Source organism: Stenotrophomonas sp. STEN009, from assembly GCF_056760395.1.
In genome coordinates, this window is sequence record NZ_JBRRES010000010.1 from 70,397 (window position 1) to 90,229 (window position 19,833).

The 19,833-nt window shown below is 66.4% G+C and carries 14 protein-coding genes and 1 pseudogene; 7 read left to right on the top strand and 8 right to left on the bottom strand.

The genetic code is table 11. From position 1 onward, the window contains the following. Nucleotides 1-11 precede the first annotated feature (11 nt). The 5 genes from xylB to ACVOMM_RS06975 form a co-directional block, all read right to left on the bottom strand. On the bottom strand, nucleotides 12-1,505 hold the full coding sequence (xylB, locus tag ACVOMM_RS06955; protein WP_481526049.1) for a xylulokinase: 1,494 nt from the start codon (nucleotides 1,503-1,505) through the stop codon (nucleotides 12-14). A 197-nt stretch (nucleotides 1,506-1,702) separates the two neighbouring features. After that, nucleotides 1,703-3,235, bottom strand: coding sequence for a tryptophan halogenase family protein (locus ACVOMM_RS06960; protein ID WP_065182228.1), 1,533 nt, complete (start codon nucleotides 3,233-3,235; stop codon nucleotides 1,703-1,705). An 8-nt stretch (nucleotides 3,236-3,243) separates the two neighbouring features. Further along, complete coding sequence (locus tag ACVOMM_RS06965; protein ID WP_460256559.1) at nucleotides 3,244-4,260, bottom strand: cupin-like domain-containing protein; 1,017 nt, start codon at nucleotides 4,258-4,260, stop codon at nucleotides 3,244-3,246. 9 nt (nucleotides 4,261-4,269) lie between these two features. Further along, a complete protein-coding gene (locus tag ACVOMM_RS06970; protein WP_065182226.1) occupies nucleotides 4,270-5,028 on the bottom strand; it encodes a SapC family protein in 759 nt (252 codons plus the stop codon). 137 nt (nucleotides 5,029-5,165) lie between these two features. After that, nucleotides 5,166-8,303: a TonB-dependent receptor gene (locus tag ACVOMM_RS06975; protein WP_053518517.1), complete on the bottom strand. Its 3,138-nt coding sequence runs from the start codon at nucleotides 8,301-8,303 to the stop codon at nucleotides 5,166-5,168. A gap of 402 nt (nucleotides 8,304-8,705) precedes the next feature. On the opposite strand from ACVOMM_RS06975, the gene ACVOMM_RS06980 reads away from it, so the two are divergent. After that, a complete protein-coding gene (locus tag ACVOMM_RS06980; protein ID WP_481526050.1) occupies nucleotides 8,706-9,953 on the top strand; it encodes an arsenic transporter in 1,248 nt (415 codons plus the stop codon). A gap of 24 nt (nucleotides 9,954-9,977) precedes the next feature. Here the strand turns inward: ACVOMM_RS06980 and ACVOMM_RS06985 are convergent. Then, nucleotides 9,978-10,052, bottom strand: a pseudogene (locus ACVOMM_RS06985) (CGNR zinc finger domain-containing protein); the annotation flags it as partial. Between the two features lie 74 nt (nucleotides 10,053-10,126). On the opposite strand from ACVOMM_RS06985, the gene ACVOMM_RS06990 reads away from it, so the two are divergent. Beyond that, nucleotides 10,127-12,322 carry an AsmA family protein gene (locus ACVOMM_RS06990; protein ID WP_481526051.1) on the top strand — a complete coding sequence of 732 codons (2,196 nt, stop codon included), beginning with the start codon at nucleotides 10,127-10,129 and terminating at the stop codon, nucleotides 12,320-12,322. A 66-nt stretch (nucleotides 12,323-12,388) separates the two neighbouring features. Next, entirely contained in the window at nucleotides 12,389-12,874 is a 486-nt protein-coding gene (locus ACVOMM_RS06995; protein ID WP_065182222.1) for a TspO/MBR family protein, read from the top strand. 13 nt (nucleotides 12,875-12,887) lie between these two features. Here the strand turns inward: ACVOMM_RS06995 and ACVOMM_RS07000 are convergent, their stop codons facing one another. Further along, nucleotides 12,888-13,187 (bottom strand): hypothetical protein, encoded by a 300-nt coding sequence (locus ACVOMM_RS07000; protein WP_065175681.1) that lies wholly within the window; start codon nucleotides 13,185-13,187, stop codon nucleotides 12,888-12,890. 195 nt (nucleotides 13,188-13,382) lie between these two features. On the opposite strand from ACVOMM_RS07000, the gene ACVOMM_RS07005 reads away from it, so the two are divergent. The 4 genes from ACVOMM_RS07005 to ACVOMM_RS07020 all read left to right on the top strand — a co-directional run bounded on the left by ACVOMM_RS07005 (nucleotide 13,383) and on the right by ACVOMM_RS07020 (nucleotide 19,113). Then, nucleotides 13,383-13,925: a biliverdin-producing heme oxygenase gene (locus ACVOMM_RS07005; protein WP_231107782.1), complete on the top strand. Its 543-nt coding sequence runs from the start codon at nucleotides 13,383-13,385 to the stop codon at nucleotides 13,923-13,925. Nucleotides 13,926-14,022: 97 nt separating this feature from the next. Continuing rightward, nucleotides 14,023-16,260 carry an ATP-binding protein gene (locus ACVOMM_RS07010; RefSeq protein WP_481526052.1) on the top strand — a complete coding sequence of 746 codons (2,238 nt, stop codon included), beginning with the start codon at nucleotides 14,023-14,025 and terminating at the stop codon, nucleotides 16,258-16,260. Beyond that, entirely contained in the window at nucleotides 16,257-16,724 is a 468-nt protein-coding gene (locus tag ACVOMM_RS07015) for a response regulator (RefSeq protein WP_053518529.1), read from the top strand. The genes ACVOMM_RS07010 and ACVOMM_RS07015 overlap by 4 nt, the downstream gene beginning before the upstream one ends. Further along, nucleotides 16,717-19,113 carry a response regulator gene (locus ACVOMM_RS07020; protein ID WP_481526053.1) on the top strand — a complete coding sequence of 799 codons (2,397 nt, stop codon included), beginning with the start codon at nucleotides 16,717-16,719 and terminating at the stop codon, nucleotides 19,111-19,113. Before ACVOMM_RS07015 ends, ACVOMM_RS07020 begins: the two co-directional genes overlap by 8 nt. Before the next feature lie 21 nt (nucleotides 19,114-19,134). Here the strand turns inward: ACVOMM_RS07020 and ACVOMM_RS07025 are convergent, their stop codons facing one another. Beyond that, entirely contained in the window at nucleotides 19,135-19,803 is a 669-nt protein-coding gene (locus ACVOMM_RS07025) for an NAD-dependent epimerase/dehydratase family protein (protein ID WP_481526054.1), read from the bottom strand. Between the last annotated feature and the right edge of the window lie 30 nt (nucleotides 19,804-19,833).

Sequence of the window (19,833 nt, forward strand, 5' to 3'; positions counted from 1 at the left end):
GGAGGCGGACCTCAGCCGCGCTGCAGCGGCGTGACGGCCTCGAGATGGCGGAGAAAACGCGAATAGGCGGAGGCATAGGCCGCACTGCGGCCGGAATCCGGACGCGCGGACAGTGCTGGGTCCACGCGGACATGCTGCGCGGTGACCTCGCTGATCGGCGCGGCATCACCCTGCGACCGCCCGATGGCCCACAGGGCCTGCAGCGCCGCACCGAATGCCGCGCCTTCGGCCTGCACCGGCACGTCGACCGGCAGTCCGAACACATCGGCCACCAGCTGCCGCCACGCGGCACTGTTGCTGCCACCCCCGGTAAGCACGATGCGGTCGAACTGCATGCCGGCGCGCCTGAACGCGTCGTAGCCGAACTTCAGGCTGTAGGTCGCCCCTTCCATGGCAGCGCGGTAGATGTGCGCCGGCGTGAAGTTGTGGGTGTCCAGGCCGGCCAGCACGCCCTTGCCCAGCGGCAGGTCGGGGGTGCGCTCGCCATTGAGGAACGGCAGCATGACCAATCCGCCAGCGCCGGGCGACGTCGCGTCGAGGTGGGCATCGCCGTCACGCGTACTGAAACCGAAGGTACTCGCTACCTGCTCGGTCACGACGGTGCAGTTCATCGTGCAGATCAGCGGCAGCCAGCCGCCGGTGGAAGAGCAGAAGGCGGCCCAGGCCCCGTCCGGATCGATCACCGGTGAATCGGAGTAGGCAAACAACGTGCCCGACGTTCCCAGGCTCATCGCCAGGCGGCCTTCCGTGACGCAGCCGGTGCCGATGGCCGCCATCATGTTGTCGCCACCGCCGACCGCCACCTTCACCGTCACCGGCAGTCCGAGCATGCTGGCAGCCGCGCGGTCGATATCGAACAACGCATCAGGTGGGGCGATGGGGGGAAGGCAGGCGGCAAGATCGCGGTCCGGATCCGTGGCGCGCAGCAGCGCCTGCGACCACGTGCGCGTGCGCACATCGAGCCAGCCCGTGCCGGAGGCATCTCCGTGCTCGCAGAACCGCTGCCCGGTCAACACGAAATTGAGATAGTCGTGCGGCAGCAGGATGGTCGCCAGCCGCGCATAGGCTGTCGGGCGATGCGTCTTCGTCCACGGCAGCTTGGAGGCCGTATAGCCGGCAAGGATCGGATTGCCGGCCAGCGCGATGGTCCGGTCGATTCCGCCGGCGGCATCCATGATGCGGGTGCATTCGGCCGACGTGCTGGTATCGCACCAGAGCTTGGCCGGCGCCAGCACGTCGCCCGCCGCATCCAGCGGCACGAAGCCGTGCTGCTGGCCCGATACGGCCAGACCTGCAATGCGTGACCGGAGCGATGGATCAATCCCGTCGAAGCAGGTGCGCAGCGCTGCCACCCAGTCGGCCGGCACTTGTTCCCGGCTGCCATCGGCGGCGCTGCTCATCTCCAGCGCCGCGCTGGTGCGGGCGACAACGGCACGCGCCTCCGGGTCGTAGACCAGCACCTTCAAACTCTGCGTTCCTGCGTCGACACCGGCAACCAGACCCATCGAAACCGCCTCCGAACACCGAAAAGTTAGCGCTACCATTTCTGACATTCAAAAAAGGAGGCCTTGTTGCACTGCCTCCTCGTTTGCATGGCGTGCGTGCCGCCCGCCGTGATGCCGCACTGTAACCAGCCGCGGCGGAAAAAGCGTGCTGCAACGCAAAACCCTGCTCGCCGTCGCGGCATCTGCAGGCAGACCTGTTACGACGCCGCCCTGTTCGCGTGCCATACCTCGGGGCCCGAACGGCAATAGCGGTCGATGAATTCCGCCTGCGATGGCATCTGCGTGGCCGCCTGCCGCACCGGCTGCTGGATGCGTTTCAGCAGCGTGCGCAGGTCGGCGTCACTCAGTGCCCGCGCAAGCGGGTGCGGGCGGCCCGGTTGGATGCCCTGGCCAAGCAGCACACTGGTCCACGACTCGACCCGGAACAGCTCGCCGGGGTCCTGCCACGCGTGCGCGCGCTCACGCCACGCGCGCAGCCGCTGCTGCAACGACTCGGGCACCGCCATCTCGCGGCACGCCTTCCACAACGGCTCTTCGCGCTGGGTGGCGTGGTAATGCAGGATGATGAAATCGCGCACGTGTTCCATCTCCTGGCGACTGACCTCGTTGTAGAGCTGCACCAGTGAGGCCGCGATCCCATCGAACGGAAACAACTGGATCAGCCGCACCACGGCGCTGATCGTCAGATGGATGCTGGTGGATTCCAACGGTTCGATGAAGCCACTGGCCAGCCCCAGCGCAACCACGTTCCTGTTCCAGGCCTGCAGACGGCGTCCACTGCGGAAGGGCACCTGCCAGGGTTCGCGCAGCGGCGGTGCGCCCACGTCGCGCAGCAGCTTCGCCCTCGCCTCATCATCGGACATGTGCCGGCTGGAGTAGACCAGCCCGCATCCGACGCGGTGCTGCAGCGCGATATGCCAACGCCATCCGGCTTCATGGGCGATGGCCCGGGTGTACGGCACCGGCGGCGCGATTGATTCGGTCTGTACCGCGACGGCACGATCGCACGGCAGCCATTCGTGCCAGTCCTCATAGCCGGTCTTCAATGTCTGCTCGATCAGAAGGCCACGGAAGCCGGTGCAGTCGATGAACAGATCGCCCTCGATGACCTGCCCGTCGTCCAGCACCAGCGACTGCACCGAACCATCATGCGCATGCTGTCTGACCTCGGCGATCCTGCCCTCCACCCGTCGCAGGCCTTGCGCTTCGGCTCTGCGGCGCAGGAACCGGGCGTAGAGACCGGCATCGAAGTGATAGGCGTAGCTGGGCTGCGGCTGGGTCTGCAGCGAGAAGCGGTCGTCGCGCGAGGCGACGCTCTCCAGGCAGAAATCGCCCAGGTCCGATGGCATCCCGCGGCGGAGGCTGTCCAGCCAGAAATGGTGGAACGGCGTGGCCCAGGTGCCATGTCCGATGGTGCCGAACGGATGGAAGAAGCGCTCGCCCGGCAGGCGCCAGTTCTCGAACGAGATCGACAGCTTGAACGTGCCGGCCACCGCGCGCAGGAACTCCTGCTCGTCGATCTGCAGAAAGTGATGGAAAGTGCGGATGGGCGGTACGGTGGACTCGCCGACACCGACCGTACCGATCTGCTCGGACTCGACCAGGGTGATGTCCAGCTGGTCACGGAATTGATGGGACAGCGCACATCCGGCCAGCCAACCGGCGGTGCCACCGCCGGCAATGACCACCTTGCGGATGCGCCCTTCTGCTGTGCTCGCGGTATCGATCACGGTGCCCCTCAGCGGTTGAGTCTGCCCAGCAGCATCGCGCGCATGCGGCGCGCGCGCTGCTCGTCGAACGGTGCAAGATCCCCCCGCGCATCGTCGGGCAGGTGCTGCCCCGCGCGCGCGCCGGGGCCGAATACGTAGTACTGGAAGAGCGCTTCCCACGCCTTCTTTTCACGCGCGGGCAGATCGCGCAGGGCCCACATCGCATGGTGCAGCGCCGGCAGGGGCGAGCCGAGGAAGGCCGGCGAGCTACGCCACCAGTAGTTCACCAACACATTGAACGGCGCCAGGCTGCGCACGTGGTGCCACCACATGCTGGGAATGAAGATGGCATCCCCTGGCTCCAGCACTGCGCTGCGCGCATTCGCCAGGGCCTCCCTGAAGCGGGGATACCGGTCGAAGTCGGGACGTTCGAAGTCCACCACGCTCACCACCTGGCCGCCTGGCGTGGGATCCAGCGGGCCTGGGTAGAGATTGTCGATCTGTTCGGGCGGGAACAACGTGAACTCGCGTCGGCCCACCGCGCAGCACGCAAGGTTGTCGGGGGTATCGAAATGGCACGATGCGGTGACGCGGTTGCCGATCCAGATGCTGGCCAACGCGTCGATGCCCTGCCCTGCCAACCCTGCCTGGTTGGCCTGTGCGAATGCCGGCAGCAATGCCCGCTCCACCGGCAGCGACGCCACGTAGTAGGTGGGCGGTCTTGGCTCATGCAGCGTCGAGGCGATCCCGTCCAGCACCTCGCTGAGCGATGCCCGACGGACCTCGAAGTTCAGCCGGCTGAAGTCGGCGGTGTAGAACGGGCGCCCGTCGATGTCTGGCCCGCCGAACGAGTACTGGATGGGCACGCCCGCGTCGACGCCGCCCAGGTAGGCCAGCGCGTCCAGCGTGGAGCGTTGTCCAGCCTCGACCAGCGGCCAGTTTGACGCAATGCCTCGCAGCACTACCGGCTCTCCGGCCTCGACCAGAGAGGCCAGAGGCAGCGCAGCAGGATCGATGCCCTCCAGTATCCGCATCGCAGCCCCCATCGCCCGCCCTCAGTTCCTGGCCGTGGACGCTGCTGCATCCTGCGCGCGCAGGCGCCGCTGCTTCTCGGCGATCAGGCGGCGCATGTTGTGCAGCGACGCCAGCATCAGGTAGGCGCCCTCAAGGCAGCCAGCGCGATTCAGCGCGGCCAGCGTCGAGTCGTCCAGCAGCGCCAGGCGCTCACGGTCGATGCCGTGCAATCCGTTCACGCTCACCCGGTGATGCTGTGTGATCTGCACATCGAGCGTGACCGGCTGGATCAGTCCGCTTTCATCGAGCATTGCAAACATCGCGGCGCCGAATGCGCTGCCATCATGGATGCCACGCAGCACGCCGGCGATGTGGTCGAGGTAGGGGGTGTTGCCACCCTGCGGCAGGAACAACGGCTCGCCGGCATCGGTGTTGACCCGGGGATGGTCCAGATCGACATGCATCACCGCCTCCCGGGTGAGCACACCGTCGATGTAATGCTCCTGGAATCCGATCAGGAACGGCCCCTTCGCTGCGGCTCCCGGAAGATAGGAGGCGTTCCAGCGGCCGTCCTGCAGGAAGAGGTTCTCGTGCTGTTCAAACCCGAGCAGGGCGACGGCCTGCCATTCGCCCGATCCGGCCTGTTTGCGCAGGAAGATGGGATATTCCCGCTGCAGTTCGGCGAACTCGCTGGGATAGGCCGGCACCATGCCCACGGCGTCGCCGAACTCGGGGCCGAAACCGGTGGCGACCCTCAGGTCCCGATGGGCGATGTTGTTGAGCATTTCATAGCGGGCCATCAGGGTGTCCAGTCCGGTGCGGGGCCAGTGGCCGGCAGGGTACCGCCGGCACGTGCGACAGGTGCTGCGTCAGGACAGGCCCGTGCGGTACCGTTGCCGGGACAACGGTACCGCGCCGGACGGGTCCGTCGCCAGACTCAGAACTTGTAACGGACACCCAGCATGTAGCGTGGGCTCTGGTCAGCCAGCTTCACGATCATCTGCGACGTGCGCGAGCGCCAGCGTACGTCCTCGCCGGTCAGGTTGATCGCTTCCAGTCCGAACGACCAGTGGTCGTCCAGCGTGTAGTTCACGCTCAGATCCCACTGCTCGTACGCCTCCACATAGTAGGGATTGCGGCTGGCGCCCTGGTTGGCCAGGATCAGGTACTGGTCGCGCCAGTTCCACGCCAGGCGGACCGACCAGCCGTACTTCTCGTACATGAGCATGGCGTTGGCGGTATCACTCAGACCGGTGAGCGAGAACTGGTCGATGCCCGGATCGCCGCCATTGTTGTAGCCGACGTCGCCGCTGACGATCGTGTAGTTGGCCAGCACGCCGAAACCGGTGTCGCCGAAGAAGTACTGCCCGCCGAGCTCCCAGCCGTGCAGCTTGGACTTGTTCTGGTTGATCGGGCGGTTGACATTGAACTGGTACAGCGGATCGTCCGCCTGGCCATACAGATCGTAGGCCGCTTCGGTGGCCAGCACCTGCGCGTCGGTTCCGTTGTAGGCCGCCAGCCCGGCGGGGTTGTTGCGCAGCAACGCCAGCGCGGTGAACAGCGAGGTGTCGTTGGCCGAGCAGGCGGCCGCATTGGCGGCACCGACCTGGGAGACGCAGGCTGCACTGGTGAGGAAGTCCAGCGCCGCACGCGCATCCGGGCCGGACGTGGGATCGGTCAGCCCGTACAGGCTTTCCTGGACAACGGTATTGCCGATGAAGTTGTCGACCGACTTGTTCCAGTAGGTCAACGACACATAGCTGGCGTCGGCGAAATACCACTCCAGCCCCAGGTCGAGGTTGTCCGATTCCAGCGGCTTCAGGCTGGGATTCTGCGCATTGCCGCTGGCGCGCGACGACGGATCGATCAGCACCGACCCGAACGGTTGCTGTGCACCCGGGCCCGCATACAGATTGCCGTAGGGCGCGCGGGCGATGCTCTTGCCGAACGAGGCACGGCCCTTCAGCTCATCGGTGAAATCAATGCTGAAATCGAGATTGGGCAGGATGTAGCTGTACCTTGCCTTCTCGGTGAAGGGCTGCTGCTCATCGGACAGCACGATGCGGAAATCGTTGTTGGCCTGCCACTCGATGGACTCGGGAACGGCGATGACCGAGGTCGAGACCACGTCGGTGGTTTCGTAGCGCACGCCCAGCCGGGTATTGGTGCGCATGCTGCCCAGCTGACCATCCAGTTCCACCTGGAAGTAGGCCGCCTTGGTCTTCTCTTCCACGAAGTTGTCGGCCGCGCGTTGCGGGCTGACTCCCAGCCCCACGCCATATTCGTCCGCCGCCCACTGCGCGAGCTGGCCGGCGTTGCCGCGCCATGCGGGCCAGCTGCTGGCGCTGTAGTCATCGAACAGGCCGACGATGTTGACCGGACGCAGCAGATCCATGAGCCCTGCATCGGTATCCCGGTTCACGTTGGCCACGCCCCAGTCGCCCAGGGTCGAGTAGGCCTCGGCTGCCTGGATGCGGTGCGTGGTCGACTTGTTGGTATCCACGCCGAACTGGAACCGCCCCTGGTCGAAGTTCCATTCGCCGTCCACGCGGGCCTGCTTGATCTCGCTCACCTGCGACTGTGCGTTGACACGCAGCACCTGGGTGCCGATCTCGCCCTCCTGGAAGCCCGGGTTGACCACGCCGTTGGTGCCGGCGATCGCATCTGCCGTGCTGGGATACCAGGTCTGGGTGCCGACCGGCAGACCATTGTTGAACTCCAGTTCCTGCACCCAGGAGCCACCGCAATGGGGGCCACGGGTACAGTTGTTGGTGCCGGCAATGCTCATGAAGATCGAGCCGCCGCCGGTGAGCGGATCATTCGGACGACTCTCGTTCTTCGAATTGTGTGCGTCGAAGCTCAGCTTGAAGCGGTCGGTGACATTCCACACGGCATTGAAGCCAAGCGATCCCAGCTTGTACTCCTGCATGCTGCGCTGCTGTTCCAACCCGAAATCCTTGGTGCCGGCGATCTCACGGATGTAGACCGGGGTGGCCACTGCACCACTGGTATCGAACTGGACGTTGGTATAGTTGCTGTTCTGCAGCCACATGCCCTGCTCGCCACGGTTCTCGGTGATCTCGTTGGTCGAGTAGGTGTAGTCCACGGTCAGGGTCAGGCTGTCCGTGGGCGCGAACTGCAGAACGGCCTGGCCGTTCACGCGTTCCCGCTCGAACTCCGAGAATGCATAGCGCAGGTCGTTCGGGCGTGCATAGAGCTGGCCGATCTCCGGCGCGTTGACCACCGTCGGGTTGCCGGGCATCGAGCCCGTCCACGGCTGCACGTTCCAGTAGTTCTCCGTGGCCTGCACCGAGCCGCCCTTGCGCTTCTGCTGGCTCGCGCTCAGGCTCACACCGAAGGTCTTTTCCGGGTTGCTGTAACTGAAGATGCCCGACAGCTCCGGCGTCAGATCATTGTCGAACGGCTGGCTGCGGTCCGAGACGAGCTTCGCGCCGGCATTGGCGATGATCCCTTCGTGATCCAGCGGCCGCGCGGTCAGGATGTTGATCGTCGCGCCGATGCCGCCGCTGGGTACCTGCGCCTGGCTGGTCTTGTAGACCTCGATGCCGTTGATGGCCTCGGCGGCCAGCTGCGCGAAGTTGAAGGCGCGGGTGCCACCGTCGACGCCACCGATGGCGACCTGCCCGGACGCACCGAATGCATCGGCACCGGGCATCTGGCGTCCGTTGAGGGTCACCATGTTGAACTGCGGACCGAAGCCACGTGCAGTGACCTGTGCACCTTCGCCGTCACGACGCTCGATGGAGATGCCGGTGATGCGCTGCAGCGACTCCGCCAGGTTGGTATCGGGGAACTTGCCGATATCCTCGGCACTGATCGCGTCCACCACGCCAGCCGAATCACGCTTGATGTCCATGGCCTGGCTGAGGCTGTTGCGGATACCGGTCACCTGCACCGCGTCCAGCTGAGTAGGCTGCGTGGGCTGCGTCTGCGCCGTAGGCGGCTGTGCGGTGGTCGTGGAGGCCTCCTGTGCGAAGGCGGGATTGATCACCAGGACGCCGCCGACGAACGTGAACATGGCCCTGGAGCGGAACTTCGCCAAGGTCCGGCTCATGGACGGGTCCTCGGGTCTGGAGTAGCACGGAAACTGCGAGCGCTCATGAAAGTCCCCTATGACATACGATCGAATGGATGTACCGCCCCCTCCCAGGGGCACGCACGGGCGAGGCCCGTATTCCAAACCGAACATCGCGGGCGCCGGACGCGCCGCGACTCAAACTCGCTTTCAAGCCTGCCAGGACGAACACGCGGTAAAGAAGGCAGCCCCTGGACCCAAAACCCCGAATCTATTGGTAGCGCTACCATCGCGTTGAGGCGCAGACTAATCACCCTGGTTCCCGCTTGTCACCGTGCAGCGCAGCAAATCATTCCCGCGGCAGTCCCCTTGTGCGCATCGCACACGCGGCCGCGGCGCGACCCACACGGTATGATGCCGCGTTTCCTGCTCCCCCTCCCCATGCTCGCTTCCTACTCCTCCGCCATCATCTGGTCGGCGGTGGCGCTCGCCACCGTGGGTCTGCTGTTCCGTCCTTTCCGCCTGCCCGAGTATGTCTGGGCCGTCGTGGCGGCAGCGCTGCTGCCGCTGACCGGTGTGATGCAGGTCGGCACGGTCCTCGGCGCGGTCGCCGAAGGCGGTGATGTCTATCTGTTCTTGGTTGGGATGATGGTTCTGGCAGAGCTCGCGCGGCGGGAAGGCCTGTTCGACTGGCTGGCGCTGTACGCGGTGCGGCACGCGGGGAGCTCCGGGCGGCGGCTGTTCGACCTGGTGTTCCTGGTGGGCACGCTGGTGACGGTATTCCTCTCCAACGACGCGACCGCGGTCGTGCTGACCCCTGCGGTCTATGCCGCCTGCAGGGCGGCCCGCGCCAATCCCCTGCCCTACCTGTTCGTCTGTGCGTTCATCGCCAATGCGGCAAGCTTCGTGCTGCCCATCTCCAATCCGGCCAATCTGGTGGTGTATGGCAGGCACATGCCACCGCTGCAGCAGTGGCTGGCGCAGTTCGCGTTGCCGTCGCTGGCGGCGATCGGTGCGACCTACCTGGTCCTGCGCTGGGTGCACCGCCGCGAGATCGCGCAGCCACTGGCCCCGGCGCCGGAACATCGCCCCCTGTCTGCTGGCGGTCGCCTGAGTGCTTACGGCGTGCTGTTCACCGGCTCAGCGCTGCTGGTGACGTCGGCGTTGAACGGCCCGCTGGGTCTGGTGACCTTCTGCGCAGGCAGCGCGAGCGTCGTCGCCGTCGCCCTTCGCCAGCACCAGAGTCCCCTGCCGCTGCTGCGCAACGTGTCCTGGGGCGTGCTGCCGCTGGTGGCAGGTCTGTTCGTGCTGGTCGAAGGCGTGGCACAGACCGGCGTGATACAGATGGCGGCCAGTGCGCTGGAGTCCCTTGCCCGCACCTCACCGCAGCAGGCCGGGTGGCTGGCCGGCTCGGCCGCAGCCCTGCTCAGCAACCTCGCCAACAATCTGCCGGTGGGCCTGGCCGCAGGCTCACTGGGGCAGATGGCCGACCTGCCGGCGCAGACGCGCGCGGCACTGCTGATTGGTGTAGACCTCGGCCCGAACCTGTCGGTGACCGGTTCGCTGGCGACCCTGCTGTGGTTGGTGGCCCTGCGTCGGGAAGGCGAACATGTCAGCGGGCTCGACTTCCTGCGCATCGGCGTACTGGTGATGCCGCCCGCGCTGCTCGGGGCATTGCTGCTGCTCTGAGCCATCGCTGGTCCGGCACAGGGTTCAGTGTGGCTGCCCGCGCGAGCGGAACGCCGCCACCTTCATGCGGTTTCCGCACTGGGCCATGCTGCACCAGCGCCGCCAGTCACTTCACATGGTGAACCACGGTACTCGGCCATAGTGGCCGGAGTTCGTCATCATGTTGAGCGTTCATGGCAGCAGTCCGCGCGCACCTCAAGCATTTGCCTCGCCGGTGGCGCACAGCGCTCTACATCCTGCTCGGCCTCTACGCAGCCTATCTGTTGGCGGGCAACGTCTTCCTCAACACGCCGCTGTTCGACAACGTCACCAACCGCAAGCCGCAGAAGTTCGTGATGACCACGGGCCCGGCGATCACACTGGTGCCGGGCCACGTGATCGCCTGGAACGTGCACATGCGCGGCCACGTCAACCACACGGTCTATGTGCTGCATGCGGAACGTGCCAGTGCGCGCCTTGCCCTCCTCCCCCTGTTCCGGCGCGAAGTCCGGGTGCCGCGGCTGCTGGCGACCGGTGTTTCGGCCGACGTCAGTCGCGTCGATCAGGTCGTCCCCTCGCCCCCCCGCGGTACCCGCGGGTGGACGCTGCGCTTCAACGCCATCCATAGCGACAGCATCCGCAGTGCCCGGCTGGGCAAGCTGCTGATCATCGGCAAGGGAGCCGGAACGGTCGGTTTCCTCAAGCAACTGCGCGGCGGTCCGTCGGAACTGTTCGATTCCCAGGTCCGCTTCGATGCCGCCGACGTCAGCTATGACGGCGTCCAGCTGCTGGGGGACACAGAACTCACGTCCCGCTTCAGCTATCCCCGCCATTTCCGCGACCAGGCGCCCGGCCTGGCCAAACTGGGCCTGTTGCGGGCTGCGCTCGAGGTCAACGCACGAAGCCAGGGGCTTCGCCTGGATACCGGCCTGGCGCAGCCGCGGATCGCCAGTGCCCCGGTGCCGGGGCGACTGCAGATGGACATCCGGATGGACCATGGACGCCTGCAGCCCGGCAGCCACGCGCTGTGGCACGTGCCCCTGCTGCTCGGTGACGGCGCTCCCGGCCGTGGCGTTCTGGCCCTGCAGCTCAACACCGCCGACGACATTCGGCTGCAGGCCCGGCTGCCTCCCAAAGAAGGAACGGGCGCAGCGCTGGACGCCGATCTGCGGATTGCTGGCCGTGAGATTCCTTTCCGCCAGATCGACCAGTTGATCGAACGGACCTCGGGAACGGTGCGCGGCGAGTGGACCTTCACCTCGCTCAACTGGATCCCCGCACTGTTCGTTCGCAAACCCTGGCTGCAGCTCGATGGCGGCGGCGTCCTGCAGGCGGATCTGAAGCTCCGCAATGGTGAACTGGTGGCGGGCAGCACGGTCGACATTCCCTCCGCCAAAGCGGTTGCCGGTATTGCCGGCGTGACGATGGCGGGCACGGCCAGCGCGCATGGTGAGCTCAAGGACGGATCGCCCACCCGCGCCGAGCTGTCGGTACGCCTGCCCCGCTTCACTGCCAACCCGACGGACGCGCCGCGCACACGGCTGTTCGATGGCCGCGATCTGCAGGTGACGCTGAGCGGTGACGGCCGTATCCGCGAGCTGCGCAACGGTGTACGCGCGCACCTGCGTTTCAGTGACGCCACCATTCCGGACCTGGCAGCCTACAACCGCTATCTGGGCACGGACCAGGTACGGCTGCTCGGCGGCACCGGCCAGGTGAGCGGCGACATTCGGCTGGACACCAATGGTCGCATCGGCCAGGGCAGCGCCCGCCTGCTCGGCCGGCAGGCGCGTGCGCAGGTCGCGGGGCTGTCACTGGCCGGCGACGTGCAGCTGGATGCAGCCCTGCGCCGCGGCAACTTCACTGACCGCCATTTCGACGTCTCCGGCAGCACCGTCGAGCTGCGCAACATCCAGATGGCCGGTGTCGCACGCAAGACGCCGTGGCGCGGACGTATCGACATCCAGTCCGGGCGCATCGATGCACAGTCGCCGTTCCAAGTGGACGCACGTGGCGCCGTGGCAATGAGCGATGCCTCGCCCCTGCTGGCGATGTTTGCCGAGCGCGGCGACTATCCACGCTGGGTGCTGTCGCTGCTCGACGCTGGCCAGGTCGATGCGCAGACCGCACTGCGCTGGCGGCCGGGGCATCTCACCCTGGACGGGCTGACTGCGGAGAATGACCGGTGGTCCGTCCGCGCCCGCCTCGATCTTCCCGGTCAGCACAAGCGCGGCGATCTCTATCTGCGCTGGGGCGTGCTCGGCGCCGGCCTCGAGCTCGACGGCGAGCAGCGCCGCTGGCACCTGGCAAAGGCCCGCGAGTGGTTTGATGAGCGCCCCTCCCTGCTGCCCGCCTCGGCGGCACCTGCGCAACATGCGCCTGGGGACTGACGGCCGGCGCTGCATCCAAACGTGCCACTCGTTCGTATTGGTTCGAGACCCACGCGAGGATGCCCGATGAAACGAACAACGCAGGCCCTTGGACTGGCCGGCTGGCTTACGCTGACCTTCGTGGCAGCGGCGCTTGGCGCACGGGCCTCGATCTCGGCATCGGACTTCTACTCCACCCTGTCGCTGCCCGCGTGGGCGCCTCCCGCCGGGCTGTTCGGACCGGTCTGGACGGTGTTGTACGCGCTGATGGCAGTGGCCGCGTGGCTGGTCTGGCGCGAGAAGGAACGGCGCCCCAACACGGTGGCATTGGTGCTCTACGTCGTGCAGCTGGCAGCCAACACCGCATGGAGCTGGCTGTTCTTTGGATGGAAACAGGGTGCGCTCGCCTTCGTGGATATCCTGGCCCTGCTGGCGCTCATCATCGCCACCGTGATTGCCTTCGCGCGCATCCGGACGCTGGCGGCGATCCTGCTACTGCCCTATCTGCTGTGGGTAGGGTTCGCCGCCGTACTCAACTACGCGGTGTGGCAGGCCAACCCCGGGGCCCTGTAAGGCGGTGCGCGCTTCAGGCGGTTGCTTCAGGCGCAGGCTGCCAGCTGCGCAGGGTCGCGCCCTTCAGCGACTGCTGCCCGCAGCCGGTCGGGCAGCGCAGCACGCGGATGGCCGACATACTGACCAGGCCCTGCCCCTCCACCGCCTTGAACACCGTCTCGCAGCGCAGGCAGCGTGCCACCATGGAATACAGGTGAACGATGCGGCGGGTGCCGGGGTCCTGCAGAAGATCCACATCCAGCAGCTGGAACTGGCAGCTGTCCGGCATCGCGCGCATGGAGTGGGACGTGTTCGGGGGTGTGTGCAGGTTCACGACGGAGCGCCAGTGGAAGTGTCCTGCGTACGTTATGGAAACCGGCGTGCAGCGGGTGTGCAGTGCACATGCAGTGACCGCGAAATCTTGTGCGGGCCGCGGACCGATTCTGCTAGGGTGCCGCAGATGCACAGTCCATTGCCGTCCTCCGATCCACCCGCCCGCTGCCAGCAGTCTGCCGGTAGTCCGTTGAGCGTGTACCTGAGGGACGCCACGCGGTCGGTGCACGGCAGCCTCGATGCGTTCCTGATCGGGCAACGCCTGTTCGAATCCACATTGCGCTACGGGCGCTTTCTCCAGGTCCAATGGCATTTCCACCACGCCGCCGCGCCGCTGTACATGGACGGGCTGATGCTTCCGGCAACGGCACGACTGCAGCTGGTTGAACAGGATCTGCTGGATATGGGCGCCCCGCTGCCACGCGCGCATGCCTGGCGTCCCAGGCTGCAGCACGCATCCCGTGCGTCGGCATTGGGTTGGCTGTATACCGTCGAGGGTTCTGCCCTGGGTTCGGCTGTCCTGCTCAAGTACGCCGCCGCGCTGGGGCTGGGTGCCGGCCATGGCGCCCGTCACCTTGCACCTTCGCCTGCAGGCGTGGCCGAGCAATGGCGGATCACCCGCGCGCATCTGGATGCGGAACCCCTCACGCAGCAGCAACGCCAGCAGGCCTGCAGCGCGGCTCAACAGGCGTTTGCATTCGTGCGGCGTTGCGCAGCTGAAGTGTTCAGCAATGCGTGAACAGGCATTCACATCGTCCGGACGGTATGCGGCAGCAGCATTTTCCGTCACCATTCCATTCCGCCCGGCCCGTCACGAATCATGAGTACCGCCCTTGATGCCTTCCGCTGATCGCACCTGGAACGATGCACTGTCGGACTGTGCGCGGGAACCCATCCACACACCGGGCGCCATCCAGCCCTACGGCGTGCTGCTGGTGCTGGATCCGCTGACGCTGCTGGTGCGGGAATGTGCCGTTAGCCAGCCCATCGCGCTGCGCCAGTACGGTGATCCGTTGATGCAGCATGTCGAGAACGCACTGGGCGGTGTGATCGGCCCCTTCGTACATCGCCTGCGGCACATCGCACCCGGCGGCACGCTGCACCTGGGCGCGGTCCACCTGGATGGGCTGGGGCGCCACCAGTTGCTCGCGCATCGTTCAGATGACGATCTTCTGATCGAACTGGAAGCCCCCGTTGCCGGTCAACCCGCCTCGCTGGAGGAGCTGTACCCCGCGATCCGCGAACTGATGCTCGCCATCGAGGGGGCCGCGACGGTCGAGGATCTCTGCCAGCTGGCGGCTGCGCACATACGCAGGATCGCCGGATTCGACCGTACGCTCGTCTACCAGTTCGACGCCGGCTGGAATGGAACCGTCGTGGCCGAAGATGGCAACGGCATCCTGCCTTCGTATCTTGATCTGCGCTTCCCGGAATCGGATATTCCGGCGCAGGCGCGCGCCCTGTATCTGCATAACCGGGTGCGGCTGATCGCCGATTGCGATTACACGCCCGTGTCCCTGGTGCGGGCCGGGCATCATCGCCAGGCCCCGCCCACCGACCTGAGCCTTTCCACGCTCCGCAGCGTCTCGCCGGTGCACCTGCAGTACATGCGCAACATGGGCACGGCGGCATCGATGTCGGTCTCGCTGATCCACGAGGGACAGCTGTGGGGGCTGGTGTCGTGCCACAGCGCACAGCCGCGCCGGCTGCCCTATCACGTGCGCACGGCCTGCGAGTTCATGGGGCAGATCCTGTCCCTGCAGATCGCACTGAAGCAGCGCGCACGCGCCGTTGAGGAACGGGTCGGGCGCCGGTCCTTGCTGGTCAAGCTGCTGGGCCGCATGGCCGGCGACGAGGACTTCATGGCCGCGCTCCGCCGGGACCCTGACAGCCTGCTTTCACTGACCGGCGCGCAGGGCGCGGCCATCGTGCACAGGAACGACTGCATGCGCCTGGGCCAATGCCCCGGGAATCCGGAGGTACTTGCGCTGGCACAGTGGCTCGCGACCGCGCACGTGGGCGAGGAAATGTACGTCACCGATCATCTGACCGCGGCCTGGCCGCCTGCGGAGCAGTTCAGCGATGTTGCCAGCGGCGTGATCGCCGTATCCATCTCCCAGCTGCATGACAGCTACCTGATGTGGTTCCGCCCAGAGGTGGTACGCACGGTCAGATGGGGTGGCGATCCACGCAAGAGCGCAGGCGGCAGCGACGCCCTGTCGCCACGGCATTCCTTCGAGGCATGGAAAGAGACCGTGCAGCAGCGCAGCCTGCCGTGGAACGAGGCCGACTGCGATGCGGCGCTCGAGATGCGCAACGCCATCGTCGACATCGTGCTGCGCAAGGCGGAAGAGATGGCCGAACTGAACGAGCAGCTGATGCGCAGCAACAAGGAGCTGGAGGCGTTCTCGTATTCCATCAGCCATGATCTGCGCGCCCCGTTCCGGCATATCGTGGGCTATTCCGAACTGCTGGGCAGCTCGGCAGCCGAGCGCTTGAACGAGACCGAGCGGCGTTTCCTCGACACCATCGTCGATTCGGCCAAATCGGCCGGCACGCTGGTGGATGATCTTCTGAGCTTCTCCCAGATGGGCCGCTCGACGCTGGGTCGCGCACGCATCGACATGGCAGCCATGGTGGAGGATGTGCGGAAGATGCTGGAGTTCGAATACCACGGACGCGACGTCCACTGGCAGATCGGGGACCTGCCCCCGGTTGAGGCCGACCCCACCATGATGCGCCTGGTCTGGCAGAACCTGCTGTCCAATGCAGTGAAGTTCACCCGCGAGCGCACGCACGCGGTGATCGCAGTGGCGCACGAGCGCTCGGAAAGCGAGGATGTCTTCACTGTGCGCGACAACGGCTGCGGCTTCGACATGCGCTATGTGGACAAGCTGTTCGGCGTATTCCAGCGGCTGCACCATGTCGAGGAGTTCGAAGGCACCGGCATCGGCCTGGCCAACGTGCGCCGCATCATCGGCCGCCATGGCGGCCGCACCTGGGCCGAGGGCGAGCCGGGCAAAGGCGCCACCCTCCATTTCACCCTGCCCCTGCATTCTGGAGATGTTCAATGAGGGACCTGCGGCCGATCCTGCTTGTCGAGGACAGCCCCAAGGATGCTGAGTTGACCCTGGCCGCGCTGTCGCGTTGCCAGCTGCTCAATGATGTCATCCATGTGCGTGACGGCGCCGAGGCGCTGGACTATCTGCGATGCGAGGGCGCCTTTTCCGGTGCCCGCCATGGCGGCCCCGTGGTCGTGCTGCTCGATCTCAAGCTGCCGAAGGTCAATGGACTGGAGGTGCTCGAGCAGGTTCGTGGCGATCCCGTTCTCAGCAGCACCCCGATCGTGATGCTGACCTCGTCGCGGGAGGAGCAGGATCTGATCCGCAGCTATGAACTAGGGGTCAACGCGTTCGTGGTCAAGCCCGTGGATTTCAAGGAATTCTTCGACGCGATCCAGGGGCTTGGCATGTTCTGGGGAATCACCAATCAACCACCGCCGCATCGCCCGAACGGCTCGGGACACCACCATGGGTGATATCACCGACCGCGGCGAGCGCCTGCGCATCCTCATGCTGGAGGACAGCGCACTCGATGCGGAGCTGATCTCCGCCCAGCTGCTGCGGGCCGGCCTGGATTTCGAGGCGGAGCGCGTATGGACGCGTCGGGGTTTCCTCGATGCCATCGACAGCGGCACGCATGACGTCATCCTCGCCGATCATGTATTGCCCGGCTTCGATGGCGATGCGGCCCTGGCCCTGGCGCGCGAACGCGTCCCCCATACGCCGTTCATTTTTGTTTCCGGCACGCTTACCGAAGAACTGGCGGTGCAGGCCCTGACCCGTGGCGCGCGCGACTACGTGGTGAAGCAGCGGCTGCAACGACTGCCGGACGCGATAAGGCGTGCACGGCAGGAGGCGCACGAGCGTGGCAAGCTGGCCCAGGCCCAGGCGGCGCTGAATGACAGCCAGGCGCAGTTGCAGCAGATCACCGACGTGGTTCCGGCGCTGATCGCGCAGTTCGATCACGAACACCGCTTCCGCTTCGCCAACCGTGCGTTTCTCGACTGGCACGGGGTAAGCCTGGCCGAACTGCAGGGACGGACTGCGCGCGAGATCAGTGGGATTTCAGCCTTCGAGGAGGCGCTGCCCAGCCTGCAGCAGGTCCTCCAGGGAGAGCGCGCCAACTTCCAGGCACGTCTTGCCCATCGCAGCGGTGAGACGCGCTTCGTACAGATGGACTGCGTACCGGAGCGCGCAGCCGATGGCCGCGTGGTCGGCTACATCTGCGTGGGCAGCGACGTTTCCCAGCTCAAGCGCGCCGAACTGGCCCTGCGCGAGGACAACCAGTCGCTGGAGCGGCAGGTTCAGGCGCGCACCGCCGAGCTCCGGGCCAGCAAGCGACGTCTGCAGTCCATCTTCGAGTCCAGCTTCCAGCATCAGGTGCTGCTTGACCTGTCCGGGCGTGTCGTCGACGCCAACGTCGCCTCGCTGGCCGCGGTGCTGGCCGAGAAGGCGCAGGTTGTGGATACCCCCTACTGGCAGACGCCCTGGTTCACCACCACGCCCGGAATGAGCGAGGTGATCGACAAGGCGGTTGCCGATGCCGTAAGTGGGCGCAGCTCCCTGCACTCGCTCGAACTGGAGCTGCCCACCGGCCGGCGAAGTTTCGACGTTTCATTCCGTCCGTTGCAGGACGGCGCCGGCGAGGTCACCGCGGTGGTGTCCGAAGCCGTGGAGACCACCGCACGACTACAGGCAGAGCATGCACTTCGGCAGGCGCAGAAGATCGAGGCCGTCGGGCAGCTGACCGGCGGCATCGCCCATGACTTCAACAATATCCTGACGGTCATCTCCGGCAACGTCGAGCACGCGATGCTGTTGAGCGGCCATCCTGGAGCGTCGGCCGAGGCGACCACACGCGCACTGGACAACGCCCTGAAGGGCGTCTCGCGCGCGGCAAGCCTGACCCAGCGGCTGCTGGCCTTCGCGCGCCGCCAGCCCCTGCGCAGCCAGGCCGTCAACCTCAACGACTGCATGCTCGGAATGCAGGACATGCTGCAGCGGGCGCTGGGCGAGCTGGTGCGACTGGAGATCAGCACGGCTGCCGGCATCTGGTGCGTGGAACTGGACGTCGCGCAGCTGGAGGCATCCGTGCTCAACCTCGCGGTGAATGCACGCGATGCGATGCCCAGCGGCGGCCGGCTGAAGGTCGAGATCGACAACAGCCATCTCGACGGCGACTACGCCGCCCTGTTCCCCGATGCGGCTCCGGGCGAGTACGTGATGCTGCGTGTCCGCGACAACGGCCACGGCATGCCGGCCGATACGCTGGCGCGGGTGTTCGAGCCGTTCTTCACCACGAAACAGGTGGGGCGTGGCACGGGCCTGGGGCTCTCCATGGTGCATGGTTTCGTCAAGCAGTCCGGCGGCCACGTCCTGATCGACTCCGTGGAGGGTGGAGGAACCAGCATCACCATGATGTTCCCGCGCTCGCCGCTGCCACTGCCCCGTGAATCCCCCGCGCCGGCAGCGGGCCTGGCCGGCTATGAACAGCGCGGCGAGACCATCCTGGTCGCTGAAGACAATGACGATGTCCGCGCGTACACCGTTGACGCCCTGCGCCAGCTGGGTTACCGCGTGCTGGAGGCACATGACGGGCCGTCCGCGCTGCGCCTGCTGGAACGCCCGGACGCGCGCATCGATCTGCTGTTCTCCGATATCGTGATGCCCGGCATGTCCGGCTGGGAACTGGGTCGCGAAGTCCGGGAGCGCTGGCCTGAGGTGGCGATTCTGTTCACATCCGGCTATCCGCGCGATCATGACGCCCCGGGGGGCGCGGGCCGCTCTGCGGCGCTGCTGAGCAAGCCATTCACGCGCGCCGATCTGGCCGAATCGATCCGCCGCGTGCTGGCGTCCTCCAGCTGACGGACCGGGGCGCGCGCCGGCTCAGGGGCCTTGTCTGGTGCCGAGCCGGTTGATCTGCGCGCACTCAACAACGCCCGGCGGCTGTGGCATGTCGGCCAATGCAACCATCGCCCGCCCCAGGGCCAGATTGCTGGTCGCGATGGAAGGGGCCATGCGTGCGACCAGCCCCAGCACCGGGGCGCCGACACCATAGAGTGGCTTCATCCACGAATGCACCGTGCCTGTACCTGCAACAGGCTGGACACCGCCTGGTCGCAGCATCACCGTACGGATCGGCAAGCGGGCCAGTGCCTGTTCGGTCTGCCCCTTCACCCGCAATGGCATGATGCGGCTCTGCGGATCGGCATGCGCCCCGGACACGTACAGGAAGCGCCCCTGCGGACATGCCTGGGCGAACGCCAAAGCCACGGCAAGCGTGGCATCGAAGGTCACCGCGCGGTACTCGGCTTCGCGGGTTCCCACCGGCGGCGCTCCGGCGCAGTAAAGGCAGGCGTCGAATCCCGAAAACAGGTCAACACTGCCGGCGGCCTGCCGGAAATCGGCGAGCAGCAGTTCGGCGACCTGCTGCCCCGGCCGGCTGCCCGGCCTGCGGACCAGTGCCGTGACACGCTGCACCCGGGGCGATTCCAGGCAGGCCAGGACAACGCCCTGCCCCACCAGCCCCGTTGCGCCGGCAACGAGCAGCTTCATGCTGCCAGGGGCGGCGTGGCTGTCCATAAG

What these genes read in the sequence shown, in the direction of transcription:
- xylB (WP_481526049.1), bottom strand. Translation starts at nt 1,505, where the DNA reads ATGGGTCTGGTTGCCGGTGTCGACGCAGGAACGCAGAGTTTGAAGGTG.
- ACVOMM_RS06965 (WP_460256559.1), bottom strand. Translation starts at nt 4,260, where the DNA reads ATGGGGGCTGCGATGCGGATACTGGAGGGCATCGATCCTGCTGCGCTG.
- ACVOMM_RS06970 (WP_065182226.1), bottom strand. Translation starts at nt 5,028, where the DNA reads ATGGCCCGCTATGAAATGCTCAACAACATCGCCCATCGGGACCTGAGG.
- ACVOMM_RS06975 (WP_053518517.1), bottom strand. Translation starts at nt 8,303, where the DNA reads ATGAGCCGGACCTTGGCGAAGTTCCGCTCCAGGGCCATGTTCACGTTC.
- ACVOMM_RS06980 (WP_481526050.1), top strand. Translation starts at nt 8,706, where the DNA reads ATGCTCGCTTCCTACTCCTCCGCCATCATCTGGTCGGCGGTGGCGCTC.
- ACVOMM_RS06990 (WP_481526051.1), top strand. Translation starts at nt 10,127, where the DNA reads ATGGCAGCAGTCCGCGCGCACCTCAAGCATTTGCCTCGCCGGTGGCGC.
- ACVOMM_RS06995 (WP_065182222.1), top strand. Translation starts at nt 12,389, where the DNA reads ATGAAACGAACAACGCAGGCCCTTGGACTGGCCGGCTGGCTTACGCTG.
- ACVOMM_RS07010 (WP_481526052.1), top strand. Translation starts at nt 14,023, where the DNA reads ATGCCTTCCGCTGATCGCACCTGGAACGATGCACTGTCGGACTGTGCG.
- ACVOMM_RS07015 (WP_053518529.1), top strand. Translation starts at nt 16,257, where the DNA reads ATGAGGGACCTGCGGCCGATCCTGCTTGTCGAGGACAGCCCCAAGGAT.
- ACVOMM_RS07020 (WP_481526053.1), top strand. Translation starts at nt 16,717, where the DNA reads ATGGGTGATATCACCGACCGCGGCGAGCGCCTGCGCATCCTCATGCTG.
- ACVOMM_RS07025 (WP_481526054.1), bottom strand. Translation starts at nt 19,803, where the DNA reads ATGAAGCTGCTCGTTGCCGGCGCAACGGGGCTGGTGGGGCAGGGCGTT.